Below are 13,294 nucleotides of genomic sequence, written 5' to 3'. Positions count from 1 at the left end.
GGAATTCGCCCTCCCGTTGCCGGCCGTCCGCTCAGCGGGAGCCCGTGGGGTCCTTTTCGCCCTCGCGGATACCCTTTCCACCGCTCTTGCCGGAATCGCCGCCGGAGTTCTTGCCGGTGTCCGCCCCGGAGCCCGTGCCCTTCGCCGGGCCGAACTCCTTGTCGATCATCTTCTCGAAGGCGGCCTTCGCCAGCCGCTTGTACTGCGCCTCCGTCATCCGCGGGTCCTGCGGGATCTGCGGCATCACCAGCTTCTTGTCGCCGTGCATGAACGTCGGCGTGCCCTTGACGCCCTTGCGGCCGAACAGCGCGGTCATGTCCATCGCCCAGCGGTCGTAGGTGCCCTTCTTGACCGCCGTCTCGAACGCCTTGTTGCCCTTCAGCTCCGGAACGTCGGCCGCGACCTTGAGCAGCTCGGAGTCCTTGGCGTAGAGGTCCTCGCGCTCGTCCGGGTGGTACTTCCCCGAGTACAGCGCGGACTTGTACTTCAAGAACGCCTCGGGGCTGACGTCGAGCGCGGCGCCCAGCGCGCTCAGCGCGTTCTTGGAGCCCTCGCCGCCCTGCATCCCGTCGATGAAGGTGTACATCGTGAAGCGGACCTTGTAACGGCCATCGTGGAGGTCCTTCAGGAGCGCCGAGCCGCTGCTCTGCTCGAAGGCCGCGCACGCCGGACAGCGGACGTCCTCGAAGACCTCCATGGTCTCCTTGGCCTTCGGGTCGCCTATCAGGATCTCGGTGTGGTCCTTGCCCTGGGTGTGCGCCGGGGCGACCTGCCGGGCCTCCTTGGCGGCCTCCCAGCCGGTCGGCTCGTTGGCCTTGACGACGGCGAAGCCGATCCCGCCGGCCACGGCGAGCACGCCGACCACGGCGCCGGCCACGATCAGCTGCCGGCGCAGCCGCTCCTTCTTCTTCTGCCGCTCCCGCTCGGCGCGGATCCGCTCGCGGGCCGCCTGCTTGTTGCCCTGGCTGTTGCGGTTGCTCATGTGGGGGTCCCCTCGGAGGTGGTGTGGTGGTGCGTACGGAAGGTCAGACGGCGGCCGGGCGGGGCGGGCCGCGGCGCCGGACGCAGTGCACGAGGAGGGGGAGCGGACGGGCCGGCGGCAGCGGGTGCGGCGGACGGACCCGGCGGCGGGGCGGGAGCAGTGCCGCCGCGGTCACCGCGGCCGCGGTCAGCAGCGGGCGGAAGGTGGCGGCCGCCGCGGCGCGCAGCAGCGCGTCCAGGGCGGCGTCCCCGCGGTGCAGCCAGCCGGCGGCGAGCAGGCCGACCGTGAGGTGGGCGGCCAGCAGCAGCCAGGGCGCGGCGGCCGGGACGGCCGGCGGCAGCGGACCGCCGGGGTGGGCCGCCAGCCGCGCCAGCGGGGTGCCCCACTCGCCGCTCCGGCACAGCAGATCGACGCCCACCGAGCGCAGCGCACCGGCGAGCGGCCCGCCGGCCGGCCCGTAACAGGTGTGCTGCCCGGCGGTGAAGACGGTGTCGGCGGCCAGCTCCAGCGGCACCAGCAGCCCGGCCACGGCCCGGTAGCCGCGCTCCCGGCCGGTCAGCGGATAGGCCGCGGCGAAGACCCCGGCGCAGATCGCGGCGACCGCGGCGGGCGGCAACGGGGCGTGGGAGAGCAGCACATGGGAGGCCGCGGACAGCGTGGTGCACAGGGCGGTGAACAGCGCCGCCCGCACCACCCTGAGCTGAACCGCCGGTGCACCCGCCGGCCGGGCGCCCGGGCGCACTCCCGTCGCCTGCACGGTCGGGAGTCTGCCATGTGCACGGCATCCGGCCGGGTCAAGATTTGGCATCGGCCGGCGTGCGGACCGCACGCCGGCCGGGAAACACCACGGACCGTCAGGTCAGTGCTTGAGCTCCTTGTCGACCATCGAGTTGAAGGCCGCGACGGTGGACGGCGCCACCTTCCCCTGCGGGCTGTCCGTGCCGATGACGGTGTCGTTGACCTTCAGGGTCGGGGTGCTGGTGACGTCCTTGTGGGAGTTGAACTCGGTGGACATCTCCAGCGCCCACCGGTCGTACGTCCCGGCCTTGACGGCCTTCTGGAACGCCGCGTTGCCCTTCAGCGCCGGGATGGTGTCGGCGACCTTGATCAGGTAGCTGTCGTCGGCGAACTTGTCCGGCCCGGTCTCCTCCGGGTGGAACTCCTTCGAGTACAGCGCGTACTTGTACTTCAGGAAGGCGTCCGGGCTGACGTTGAGCGCGGCGCCCAGCGCGGACAGCGCGTTCTTGGAGCCGGTGCCCTTGAGGTTGGCGTCGAGGAACGTGCCGAGGTGGTACTCCGCCTTGTACCGGCCGTCCTTGATGTCCTTCTCGACGGTCGCGCCGACGTTCTGCTCGAAGGCCGAGCAGCCCGGGCAGCGCGGGTCCTCGAAGAGGCCGAGGGTGTTCTTGGCGTCCGGCTTGCCGACGACGACGGTCGTGCCGTTGGCGCCGGTGGTGTGCGCGGGCTTGACCAGCTTGGCCTTGGCGGCCTTCGCCCAGGCCTTGCTGTCGCCCGCGCTGGCCGCGGCGTCGCCCCCGGAGGAGCTGCCGCCCCCCGAGGTGGCGACCGCGACCCCGATGCCGCCGGCTATGGCCAGCACGCCGACGATCGCGCCGCCGACGATCAGCTGCCGGCGCATCCGGTCCTTCTTCGCCTGCCGCTCGCGCTCGGCGCGCAGTCGCTCGCGGGCTGCCTGCTTGTTGGCCTGGCTGTTGCGGTTGCTCATGACTTCCTGCTCCGTGGGGTCCGTGGGACGGGTGTGCGTGCTGCGGGAGGCGTACGCGGCGCGGGTGAGCGTACGCGTACGGCGCGGCCGGCCGCGCGGGCCGGGGAGAACCGGCCTCAGGCGGCGAGCACGCAGGGCGGCCCGCGGCGCACGACGCAGTGCACGAGCAGGGGGACGGCGCGGGCCCGCGGCCCGCTCCGTACGGAGGCGGGGACGGGGCGGCGCGGGACGGCCGTGGCGCCGATGACCGCGACCGCGATCAGCAGCGGGCGGAACGCGACCGCGCAGACCGCGCCGAGCAGCTGGGCCAGCGCGGCCTCACCGCGGCGCAGCCAGCCGGCCGCCAGCAGCCCGACGGCCAGGTGAGCCGCGAGCAGCAGCAGCCAGGCCGAGGCCGGTACGGCAGGCTCGTCGGTCAGCCGCAGGAAGGGGGCGCCCACGCTCCCGCCGCCGCAGAGCAGGTCCACCCCGAGCGAGCGCAGCGGGCCGGCCACCGGGCCGCCCGCCGCGCCGTAGCAGGTGTGCTGACCGAAGCTGAAGACCAGGTCGGCGGCGAGTTCCAGGGGGAGCAGCAGCGCCGCGATCCGCCAGTAGCCGCGCTCCCGGCCGGCCAGCGCGTAGGCGAGCGCGAAGACGGCGGCGCAGAGCGCGGCGACGGTGGTGAGCGGGAGCGGCATCCGGGACAGCAGTACGTGGGAGCCCGCGGACAGCGTCACGCACAGCGCCGTGAAGAGCGCCGCGCGCAGTGCCCGCAGGTGTACCGCCGAGATGTCCATCGCTGCCGAGTGTGCCATGCGCGGGGATAAGCGGCGCCTAAGGGGAGCGGCCAAGGGGACGGGTCCCGGCCAGGCATGATCGGGGCCCGTCCGCTCCGCCGGCTACGCCTCCGTCAGGCCCGGGATCCGGCCGTTGCGGAAGAGGTCGACGAAGATCTGGTGGTCGGCGCGGGCCCGGGCGCCGTAGGAGTGCGCGAAGTCCACCAGCAGCGGGGCGAAGCCGTCCTCGTCGGCGGCGATCGCCGCGTCGATGGCCCGCTCGGTCGAGAACGGGACCAGCGAGTGGCCGCTCTCGTCGTCCGCCGCGGCGTGCATGGTGGCCGTCGCGCGGCCCAGATCGGCGACGACCGCGGCGATCTCCTCGGGGTCGTCGATGTCCGACCAGTCCAGGTCGACCGCGTACGGCGAGATCTCGGCGACCAGCTGACCGGTGCTGCGCCCGTCCTCCTCGATCTGGGTCCAGCCCAGCCACGGGTCGGCGTGGTCCTGCAGGGCGCGCTGGGAGATGACCGTGCGGTGGCCCTCGTGCTCGAAATAGCCGCGGACCGCGGGGTCGGTGATGTGCCGCGAGACGGCCGGGGTCTGCGCCTGCTTCATGTAGATCACGACGTCGTTCTCCAGGGCGTCGCTGTTGCCCTCCAGGAGGATGTTGTACGACGGCAGACCGGCCGAGCCGATGCCGATCCCGCGCCGGCCCACCACGTCCTTGACCCGGTAGGAGTCCGGCCGGCCCAGGCTCGACTCCGGCAGCGTCTCCAGATAGCCGTCGAACGCGGCGAGCACCTTGTAGCGGGTCGCCGCGTCCAGCTCGACGCTGCCGCCGCCCGCGGCGAACCGCCGCTCGAAGTCGCGGATCTCGGTCATCGAGTCCAGCAGCGCGAAGCGGGTCAGCGACCGGGCGTCGCGCAGCGCGTCCAGCAGCGGGCCCTCGGCGGTGTCCAGGCTGAAGGGCGGCACCGCGTCCTGGTCGGCCTTCTTCGCACCGGACGCCAGCGCGTGGATCCGCTCCCGGTAGGCACCGGCGTATATCCGCACCAGGTGGGTGATCTGCTCGTCACTGAGCGCCTTGGCGTAGCCGATCAGCGCGACCGAGGCGGCGAACCGCTTGAGGTCCCAGGTGAACGGGCCGACGTACGCCTCGTCGAAGTCGTTGACGTTGAAGATCAGCCGTCCGGTGGCGTCCATGTACGTGCCGAAATTCTCGGCGTGCAGATCGCCGTGGATCCACACCCGGCCGGTGCGCTCGTCCAGGTACGGGCCGCGGTCCGCGCCGTCCGCCAGGTCCCGGTAGAACAGGCAGGCCGTGCCCCGGTAGAAGGCGAACGCGGAGGCGGCCATCTTCCGGAATTTCACCCGGAATGCCGCGGGGTCGGCGGCGAGCAGCTCTCCGAAGGCGGTGTCGAAAACGGCGAGGATCTCCTCGCCGCGCTGCGCGGCGTCCTGCGCCGGGGCGTACTGGGACGGCATCGCTGGGTGCCTCCTGAGGTGCGGAAAACAAGGGCGGAGAGCCGGAACTGACCGTGTGGGGGACACCCCCGGGCATGGCCGGGGGAGGGTCTGCCGGGACATCTGCCGGGACAACGGCCGAGGCTACCCACGAGTGCCCCGCGAGTGTCAGTGGGGAGTCGTAGACTTCGAGACCGTCCAGCCCACCAGTCGCCCACTTGTCTCCCGGAGGTCCCGCGCCGTGGCCAAGCCGCCGTTCACGCACCTGCACGTGCACACCCAGTACTCCCTGCTGGACGGTGCGGCGCGGTTGTCGGACATGTTCAAGGCGGCCAACGAGATGGGCATGTCGCACATCGCGATGTCCGACCACGGCAACCTCCACGGCGCCTACGACTTCTTCCACTCCGCGCAGAAGGCCGGGGTCACGCCGATCATCGGCATCGAGGCGTACGTCGCCCCCGAGTCGCGGCGCAACAAGCGCAAGATCCAGTGGGGCCAGCCGCACCAGAAGCGCGACGACGTCTCCGGTTCCGGTGGTTACACCCACAAGACCATCTGGGCGGCGGACAAGACCGGTCTGCACAACCTCTTCCGGCTGTCCTCGGACGCGTATCAGGAGGGCTGGCTGCAGAAGTGGCCGCGGATGGACAAGGAGACCATCGCGCAGTGGTCCGAGGGCCTGATCGCGTCCACCGGCTGCCCGTCGGGCGAACTGCAGACCCGGCTGCGGCTGGGGCAGTACGAGGAGGCCCGCAAGGCCGCCGCCGAGTACCAGGACATCTTCGGCAAGGACCGGTATTTCCTGGAGCTGATGGACCACGGCATCGAGATCGAGCGCCGGGTCCGCGACGACCTGCTGAAGATCGGCAAGGAACTCGGCATCCCGCCCCTGGTGACCAACGACTCGCACTACACCTACGCCCACGAGTCCGCGGCGCACGACGCCCTGCTGTGCATCCAGACCGGCAAGAACCTCTCCGACCCGGACCGCTTCCGCTTCGACGGCACCGGCTACTACCTCAAGTCCACCGAGGAGATGTACGCCATCGACTCCTCGGACGCCTGGCAGCAGGGATGTGACAACACCCGGCTGGTCGCCGACCAGATCGACACCACCGGCATGTTCGAGAAGCGCGACCTGATGCCGAAGTTCGACATCCCGGAGGGCTTCACCGAGGTCACCTGGTTCCAGGAGGAGGTCCGGCGCGGCATGGCCCGCCGCTTCCCGGGCGGCATCCCCGAGGACCGCCAGAAGCAGGCCGAGTACGAGATGGACGTCATCATCCAGATGGGGTTCCCGGGCTACTTCCTCGTGGTCGCCGACTTCATCATGTGGGCCAAGAACAACGGCATCGCGGTCGGCCCCGGCCGTGGTTCCGCGGCCGGTTCGATCGTGGCGTACGCCCTGGGCATCACCGACCTCGACCCGATCGAGCACGGGCTGATCTTCGAGCGGTTCCTCAACCCCGAGCGCGTGTCCATGCCCGATGTCGACATCGACTTCGACGAGCGCAGGCGCGTCGAGGTGATCAGGTACGTCACGGAGAAGTACGGCGCCGACAAGGTCGCCATGATCGGCACCTACGGCAAGATCAAGGCCAAGAACGCCATCAAGGACTCCGCCCGCGTCCTCGGCTACCCGTACGCCATGGGCGATCGCCTCACCAAGGCCATGCCCGCCGACGTCCTCGGCAAGGGCATCGACCTCGACGGCATCACCAACCCCTCGCACCCCCGGTACAACGAAGCCGGCGAGATCCGCGGCATGTACGAGAACGAACCGGACGTGAAGAAGGTCATCGACACCGCCAAGGGCGTCGAGGGCCTGGTCCGGCAGATGGGTGTGCACGCGGCCGGCGTGATCATGTCCAGCGAGCCGATCGTCGACCACGCCCCGATCTGGGTGCGGCACACCGACGGCGTGACGATCACGCAGTGGGACTACCCCCAGTGCGAGTCGCTCGGCCTGCTGAAGATGGACTTCCTGGGCCTGCGCAACCTCACCATCATGGACGACGCCGTCAAGATGGTGAAGAAGAACAAGGGCGTCGACCTGGAGCTGCTCTCCGTCCCGCTGGACGACCCCAAGACGTACGAGATGCTCTGCCGCGGTGACACCCTCGGCGTCTTCCAGTTCGACGGCGGCCCGATGCGGTCGCTGCTCCGGCTGATGAAGCCCGACAACTTCGAGGACATTTCCGCCGTCTCGGCCCTGTACCGCCCGGGCCCGATGGGCATGGACTCGCACACCAACTACGCGCTGCGCAAGAACGGCCTCCAGGAGATCACCCCGATCCACCCGGAGCTGGAGGAGCCGCTCAAGGAGGTCCTCGGCCTCACCTACGGCCTGATCGTCTACCAGGAGCAGGTGCAGAAGGCCGCCCAGATCATCGCCGGGTACTCCCTCGGCGAGGCCGACATCCTCCGCCGCGTCATGGGCAAGAAGAAGCCCGAGGAGCTGGCGAAGAACTTCGTCCTCTTCCAGGAGGGCGCGCGGAAGAACGGCTTCTCCGACCAGGCGATCCAGGCACTGTGGGACGTCCTGGTCCCGTTCGCCGGCTACGCCTTCAACAAGGCGCACTCCTCCGCGTACGGCCTGGTCACGTACTGGACCGCGTACCTCAAGGCGAACTACCCGGCCGAGTACATGTCCGCGCTGCTGACGTCCGTGCGCGACGACAAGGACAAGTCGGCGGTCTATCTGAACGAGTGCCGCCGCATGGGCATCAAGGTGCTGCCGCCGAACGTCAACGAGTCCGAGGCCAACTTCGCGGCCCAGGGCGACGACGTCATCCTCTTCGGCCTCACCGCGGTCCGCAACGTCGGCCAGAACGTCGTCGATTCGATCATCCGCTGCCGCAAGGCCAAGGGGAAGTACGCCTCGTTCCCGGACTACCTCGACAAGGTCGACGCGGTGGTCTGCAACAAGCGCACCACCGAATCGCTGATCAAGGCCGGTGCCTTCGACGAGCTGGGCCACACCCGCAAGGGCCTGACGGCGCACTACGAATCGATGATCGACAACGTCGTCCAGGTCAAGCGCAAGGAGGCCGAGGGCCAGTTCGACCTCTTCGGCGGCATGGGCGACGACTCCACCGACGACGGCCCCGGTTTCGGGCTGGACGTGGAGTTCTCCGAGGACGAGTGGGACAAGACCTATCTGCTCGCCCAGGAGCGCGAGATGCTCGGTCTGTACGTCTCCGACCACCCGCTCTTCGGCCTGGAGCACGTGCTGTCCGACAAGGCCGACGCCGCCATCTCCCAGCTCACCGGCGGCGACTACTCCGACGGCTCGATCGTCACCATCGGCGGCATCATCTCCGGCCTCCAGCGCAAGATGACCAAGCAGGGCAACGCCTGGGCGATCGCCACCGTCGAGGACCTCGCCGGCTCCATCGACTGCATGTTCTTCCCGGCGACGTACCAACTCGTGTCCACCCAACTCGTCGAGGACACCGTGGTGTTCGTCAAGGGCCGCCTCGACAAGCGCGAGGACATCCCGCGGCTGGTCGCCATGGAGATGATGGTCCCCGACCTCTCCGAGGCCGGTACCAACGCCCCCGTGACCATCACCATCCCGACGGTCAAGGTCACCCCGCCGATGGTCGAGAAGCTCGGTGAGGTGCTCAGCAGCCACCGCGGCTCCACCGAGGTGCGGATCAAGCTCCAGGGCGCCCGCAAGACCACGGTGCTCCGGCTGGACCGGCACCGGGTCACCCCCGACCCGTCGCTCTTCGGCGACCTCAAGGTGCTGCTCGGCCCGTCCTGCCTGGCCGGCTGACCGGACACCGGTGCACCCGAGGGGCGCGTCCCGCCGTGGACGCGCCCCTCAATTCGTCTGTCCTACACGTCAGTTGTGGCCGAACCGGCGCTCGCGGTTCTTGCGGGCGAGATCCCCCGGGGTGGCGGTGACCGACTTCGTCTGGGCCTCCATGGACGACTTCTGAGCCGCCTGCCGGCCGCGCTCCGCCGGGCCGGCGGCCTTCTGACTGCGGTCCTGTTTCTTGTCCTTGGCCATGACCGTTGCCTCCTGAGGGGGAATCTGGGATCGGGGCCGGGACCAGACTTACACGCCGGACAGAACCCTGCATTTCGGGCAATTACCCTCTGTAATGCGGACGATCACGCGCTGTACCCGAGATCCCCGCCGAATCCGCCACGCCGATGATCCAGTTCCGGCAGATAACGCCCGTACGGTCGGGCAGACTCGAAGGAAAGCCGAAGGAAAAACTCGTGCCACGGGCCGAGCCGGGGGGCGACCGGACTTTCAGCACCTCAGGGAAGAGGGTGGAACGTGGATCGCTGCGTCGTCCTGGTGGACGCCGGATACTTGCTCGGCGCCGCCGCGAGCCTGCTCGCCGGAGAGCCCGCCCGTTCCCGGATCACCGTCGATCACGCCGCCCTCATCCAGGGCCTGCGCCAGCGCGCCGAGGCGGACACCGAACGCCCGCTGCTGCGCATCTACTGGTTCGACGGCGCCCCCGACCGCGTCCCGCAGCCCGAGCACCGCCGGCTGCGCGTGATGCCCCGGGTCACCGTCCGGCTGGGCGCCCTGACCCGCAGCGACGGCCGCTGGGCGCAGAAGGGCGTGGACGCCGCCATGCACGCCGAGCTGACCGAACTCGCCCGTAACCGCGCCTGCTCCGACATCGTCCTGGTCACCGGCGACGGCGATCTGCTGCCCGGCCTGATGTCCGCGAAGGAACACGGCGTCGCCGTCCACCTCTGGGCCGTCCAGGCCGCCGACGGCGACTACAACCAGTCCGAGGACCTGGTCGCCGAGGCCGACGAGCGCCGCGTCCTGGACCGCACCTGGATCACCCGCGCGGTGCGCGCCAAGGAACTCGGCGGCCCCTGCGCACCCCCGCCCGCCCCGCGCCCCGAGATCGCCGCGATCCTCTCCGCGCCGCTGCCCGAGTCCGCGGTCGCCGCCGCCGCGGCGGCCGCCGCCTCGTCCTCCGGGCCGGACCAGGCCGACGGCAGCCACCCGCGCACCTCCGCCAACGGCGTGGCCCGCCCGGCCGCCGGCGCCAACGGCGACCAGCCCGCCGCCGGCGAATCCGGCGGCAACGGCAGCCGGGCCGTGCCCACCCCCAAGGACCTGGCCGGCCTCGGCCGCGACCGGGCGGCCGGCCAGAGCGCCGGGCAGCCGGCCGCCGCGGCCGGCGCCACCCTGCGCTGGTCGTCCGACAAGGGCTGGGTCGAGCGCGGCGGCCCGGTCGGCGAACCGGACGCGACCGCCGGCCTGCCCACCCTCGCCCAGCTGACCAGCGCCGAACAGCGCTGGGCCGACCGTGAGGAGGACATCACCGCGGTCAGCGGCGACCCCTTCGAGGTCGGCCAGGTCTTCGCCCGCCGCTGGACCGAGCGGCTCTCCGATACGGTCCACCTCCAGCAGCTGTCGACCGAGTACCCGCGCATCCCGCACCGGATCGACGGGGAACTGCTGCGCTACGCCGCCCGATTCGGCCTGCTCGCCCACAAGGACGACCAGATCGACGAGCACGACCGCTATGCGATCCGGGCCGGCTTCTGGCGCGAGGTCGACCTGCGCACCGCCGCGGGACACGCCCCCGTCGGGGACTGACCCCCGCCGTCCGGCACCCCGCCACGGTGCCCCGCGGACCGGTGGCGGGCCCGGGACGCGTACCCTCATAGCTCGTGAGGACGGGCGCAGAAGGGCCGGAGCACGGCGGGCCGGTGATCGCCGTGCGGGAGCTGGTCAAGACCTACCCCGCACCGCGCGGGCGCCGCGGGGCGGCAGCAGCCCCCGCCGTACGGGCCAACGACGGCATCAGCCTGGACGTACGCCGCGGGGAGATCTTCGGGCTGCTCGGACCCAACGGCGCCGGCAAGTCCACCCTGGTCCGCCAGCTGACCGGCCTGCTCCGCCCGGACGCCGGCAGCATCCACGTCCTCGGCCACGACCTGGTGCGCCACCCCGAACGCGCCGCCCGGCTGCTCGGCTACCTGGGCCAGGAGTCCACCGCCCTCGACGAGCTGACCGTCGCGCTGGCCGTGGAGACCACCGGCCGGCTGCGCGGCCTCGGCGCCCGCGAGGCACGCGCCGAGCGGGACGCGGTCCTCGCCGAGCTGGGCCTCACCGACCTCGCGGCCCGCCCCCTGAAGAAGCTCTCCGGCGGCCAGCGCCGGCTGGCCTGCTTCGCCACCGCGCTGACCGGTGAGCGGCCGCTGCTGGTCCTGGACGAGCCGACCACCGGCATGGACCCGGTCGCCCGGCGCGCCGTATGGGCCGCGGTGGACCGCCGCCGGGCCGAGCGCGGCGCCACGGTCGTGCTGGTCACCCACAACGTGCTGGAGGCCGAGAGCGTGCTGGACCGGGTCGCGGTGATCGACCGCGGCCGGGTCATCGCCTGCGACACGCCCGGCGGACTGAAGGACATGGTCAGCGACGAGGTCCGGCTGGAGCTGGTCTGGCGCGACCGCCCGCCGCTGGACGTGCCCGAGGTCGCCGCCCTCGAAGCCGCCGCGCGCGCCTCCGGCCGCCGCTGGACCCTCCGCCTCCCCGCCGACCAGGCCCGCTCCGCGGTCGCCGCGGTCACCGCCGGCCCCGCGTTCGCCGCCCTGGACGACTTCACGCTCGCCACGCCGAGCCTGGAGGACGTCTACCTGGCGCTCGGCGGACGCGCCGAAGGACTGGTGAAGGCATGAACGCCGCAGGGCCCGGCGGACGTACTGCCCACCGGGGAGGGGCCGGGGGACCGACGACGCAAGGGGGACACCACGAGGAAGGCTGGAGGACACGGTGAGTGTGGTTCCCGCGCAGGCGGTGGCCGGGACGACGTCCGGCACCGCTGCCCCGTCCGCAGCGGCCGCCCCGCTGGCGCCGCGCGCCCGCTTCGGGCCCGCGCTCGGCGCCGTCTACCGCGCCCAGCTCTCCCGCGCCCGGGTCGCCCGGATACCGCTGCTGTTCGTCGCCACCTTCCAGTCCATCGGGATCATGGTCCTGCTGCGCGGGGTCGTCGACGGCGGTGACCCGGCCCGGGACGTGGTCGCCGGCTCCAGCGTGCTGGTCGTCGCCTTCGTGGCGCTGAACCTCCTCGCCCAGTACTTCGGCCAGCTGCGGGCCGGCGGCGGCCTCGACCACTACGCGACGCTGCCGGTGCCGCCGGCCGCCGTGGTGCTCGGCGCGGCCGCCGCCTACGCGTCCTTCACCGTGCCCGGCACCCTGGTCACCGCGGTCACCGGCTGTCTGCTCTTCCAGCTGCCGATGGCCCACCTCTGGGTGCTGGCCGCCGTGCTGCCGCTCGCCGGCGCCGCGCTGGCCGGCCTCGGCGCGGCCCTCGGCCTGCTCGCCCCGCGCCCCGAACTCGCCACGCTCTGCGGCCAGTTGGGCATGTCGGCGGCGCTGCTGCTGGGCGTGCTGCCGGCCGCCCGGATGCCCGAGCTGGTCGGCTGGGCGCGTGATCTGCTGCCCTCCACCTACGGCGTGGAGGCGCTGGCCCGCAGCTTCGGCGCGCACCCCGACTGGTCGGCGGTCGGCGCCGACCTCGGCGTCTGCGCCGCCGTCGGCGTGCTCTCGCTGGCCGTCGCCACCTGGGCCTACCGCCGTGCGGCGACCCGATGACCGGCGCCCCGGCACCCGACGGGCGTCCTGCTTCCCGTCCCACCAGCCCCACCTGGCACGATGACGGGGTGACCGCACCGCTGACGCCCTCCGACAACCAGCCGCCCGAAGAGCCGCAGCACCCCGACGCCGCGCCCGCCGCCGGCCCGGGTGCCACCGCCGGCACCGACGACCCCCCGCTCGGCCGCGAGCTGCGCGAGGCCGCGCTGATCGCCCTCGTGGTCACGGTCAGCGGCGTACTGCTCGGCGTCCTGTGGAACTGGCTCGCCCCGCACATCCCGCTGATCGCGGACACCCGCAACGTCTACCTCAAGGACACCGAGGGCGAGGAGGCGATCGGCACGGACGGCACCTTCCTGCTGCTGTCCCTCGGCTTCGGCGTGGTCAGCGCCGCCGTGACCTTCCTCCTCCGCCGCCGCGGCGGCATCCCCCTGGTCGTGGCGCTCACCGTGGGCGGACTCCTCGGCGCGGCCGTCGGCTGGGTCACCGGCATGTGGCTCGGCCCCACCCCCGACGTCGTCGCACACGCCAAGCAGGTCGGCCCCGGCGTCACCTTCTACGGCCCGCTCCGCCTCCAGGCCAAGGGCGCCCTGCTGGCCTGGCCGCTCGCCGCGATGGTGACCCAGCTCGTACTGACCGGATTCTTCGGCCCCCGCGACCCGGAACTGCCGGCCCCCAACTGGTCCACGGCGCCCGCGCCCGGTGACCACCACGGCCACCACCCGCCCGCCGACGGCTGACGACGGGGGGCGGCACCCCGGCCGCCCCTCCCA

General features: G+C 72.0%; 11 protein-coding genes. 5 read left to right on the top strand and 6 right to left on the bottom strand.

All coding sequences use genetic code 11. From position 1 onward, the window contains the following. Positions 1 to 31 precede the first annotated feature (31 nt). The 5 genes from ACGF4C_RS06360 to ACGF4C_RS06340 form a co-directional block, all read right to left on the bottom strand. Positions 32 to 982 carry a thioredoxin domain-containing protein gene (locus tag ACGF4C_RS06360; RefSeq protein ID WP_393563739.1) on the bottom strand — a complete coding sequence of 317 codons (951 nt, stop codon included), beginning with the start codon at positions 980 to 982 and terminating at the stop codon, positions 32 to 34. A 43-nt stretch (positions 983 to 1,025) separates the two neighbouring features. Next, a complete protein-coding gene (locus ACGF4C_RS06355; RefSeq protein ID WP_393563737.1) occupies positions 1,026 to 1,739 on the bottom strand; it encodes a hypothetical protein in 714 nt (237 codons plus the stop codon). Between the two features lie 102 nt (positions 1,740 to 1,841). Beyond that, positions 1,842 to 2,708 (bottom strand): thioredoxin domain-containing protein, encoded by an 867-nt coding sequence (locus tag ACGF4C_RS06350; protein WP_393563735.1) that lies wholly within the window; start codon positions 2,706 to 2,708, stop codon positions 1,842 to 1,844. Positions 2,709 to 2,824: 116 nt separating this feature from the next. Then, the gene (locus tag ACGF4C_RS06345) at positions 2,825 to 3,484 is read right to left on the bottom strand and encodes a hypothetical protein (protein ID WP_393563733.1); all 660 of its coding nucleotides are present in this window, start codon (positions 3,482 to 3,484) and stop codon (positions 2,825 to 2,827) included. A gap of 102 nt (positions 3,485 to 3,586) precedes the next feature. Next, complete coding sequence (locus tag ACGF4C_RS06340) at positions 3,587 to 4,951, bottom strand: DUF2252 domain-containing protein (protein ID WP_393563732.1); 1,365 nt, start codon at positions 4,949 to 4,951, stop codon at positions 3,587 to 3,589. Positions 4,952 to 5,171: 220 nt separating this feature from the next. Between ACGF4C_RS06340 and dnaE the strand changes: the two genes are divergently transcribed. Beyond that, the gene (dnaE, locus tag ACGF4C_RS06335) at positions 5,172 to 8,714 is read left to right on the top strand and encodes a DNA polymerase III subunit alpha (protein WP_393563731.1); all 3,543 of its coding nucleotides are present in this window, start codon (positions 5,172 to 5,174) and stop codon (positions 8,712 to 8,714) included. Positions 8,715 to 8,783: 69 nt separating this feature from the next. Here the strand turns inward: dnaE and ACGF4C_RS06330 are convergent, their stop codons facing one another. Further along, positions 8,784 to 8,951: a hypothetical protein gene (locus ACGF4C_RS06330; protein WP_362141579.1), complete on the bottom strand. Its 168-nt coding sequence runs from the start codon at positions 8,949 to 8,951 to the stop codon at positions 8,784 to 8,786. Between the two features lie 276 nt (positions 8,952 to 9,227). On the opposite strand from ACGF4C_RS06330, the gene ACGF4C_RS06325 reads away from it, so the two are divergent. From ACGF4C_RS06325 to ACGF4C_RS06310, 4 genes are all read left to right on the top strand, one after another. Next, positions 9,228 to 10,520, top strand: coding sequence for an NYN domain-containing protein (locus tag ACGF4C_RS06325; RefSeq protein ID WP_393563729.1), 1,293 nt, complete (start codon positions 9,228 to 9,230; stop codon positions 10,518 to 10,520). Positions 10,521 to 10,594: 74 nt separating this feature from the next. Then, positions 10,595 to 11,605 (top strand): ABC transporter ATP-binding protein, encoded by a 1,011-nt coding sequence (locus ACGF4C_RS06320; protein ID WP_393563727.1) that lies wholly within the window; start codon positions 10,595 to 10,597, stop codon positions 11,603 to 11,605. A 94-nt stretch (positions 11,606 to 11,699) separates the two neighbouring features. Next, the gene (locus tag ACGF4C_RS06315) at positions 11,700 to 12,521 is read left to right on the top strand and encodes an ABC transporter permease (RefSeq protein ID WP_393563725.1); all 822 of its coding nucleotides are present in this window, start codon (positions 11,700 to 11,702) and stop codon (positions 12,519 to 12,521) included. Between the two features lie 68 nt (positions 12,522 to 12,589). Then, on the top strand, positions 12,590 to 13,261 hold the full coding sequence (locus tag ACGF4C_RS06310; protein ID WP_393563723.1) for an ABC transporter permease: 672 nt from the start codon (positions 12,590 to 12,592) through the stop codon (positions 13,259 to 13,261). Positions 13,262 to 13,294: the final 33 nt, after the last annotated feature.

Source organism: Streptomyces sp. NPDC048197 (assembly GCF_043202395.1).
Classification (GTDB): domain Bacteria; phylum Actinomycetota; class Actinomycetes; order Streptomycetales; family Streptomycetaceae; genus Streptomyces; species Streptomyces siderophoricus.
This window is presented reverse-complemented; position numbering and strand designations above follow the sequence as displayed.